Source organism: Pseudomonas sp. CHM02, assembly GCF_000612585.1.
GTDB lineage: Bacteria > Pseudomonadota > Gammaproteobacteria > Pseudomonadales > Pseudomonadaceae > Aquipseudomonas.
The window spans coordinates 1-398 of sequence record NZ_JFCA01000120.1 but is presented as its reverse complement, the minus strand read 5'-3'; the positions used below and the strand labels follow the sequence as shown (position 1 = coordinate 398).

1 pseudogene is annotated in these 398 nt (G+C 55.3%); it reads right to left on the bottom strand.

The window, feature by feature from the left end:
* Positions 1-334: pseudogene (locus BM70_RS0130990) on the bottom strand (transposase); the annotation flags it as partial.
* Positions 335-398: the final 64 nt, after the last annotated feature.

Sequence of the window (398 nt, the reverse complement as noted above, 5' to 3'; positions counted from 1 at the left end):
GGCTCATGGGCGCTCAGCTGATTGATCAGCGCGTACGCTCGTGATCTTCCGACATCAAGAGCGCGGTAGCCTTTTTTAATATCGATTTTTCCCGTTCAAGCCGGGCGATCCGGGCTTCCAGCTCCTGAATTTTCTGCTGTTCTGGGGTCAGCGCCTTGCTCTGCGGAGTGACGCCTTGGCGCTCTTTCTGAACCTGGTCAACCCAGCGGCGCAACGCTGACTCGCCAATACCGAGCGAACGGCTGGCTTCGATGTAGCTGTAGTTTTGCTTGAGCACGAGGTCGGCAGCCTCGCGTTTGAATTCAGCAGAAAAGGAACGGCGTTGTTTGGTCATCTGACACCTCGATCTGGCGAGCATTCTCGCCTAAATGGGTGTCCGGTTTCATTAGACCACTACA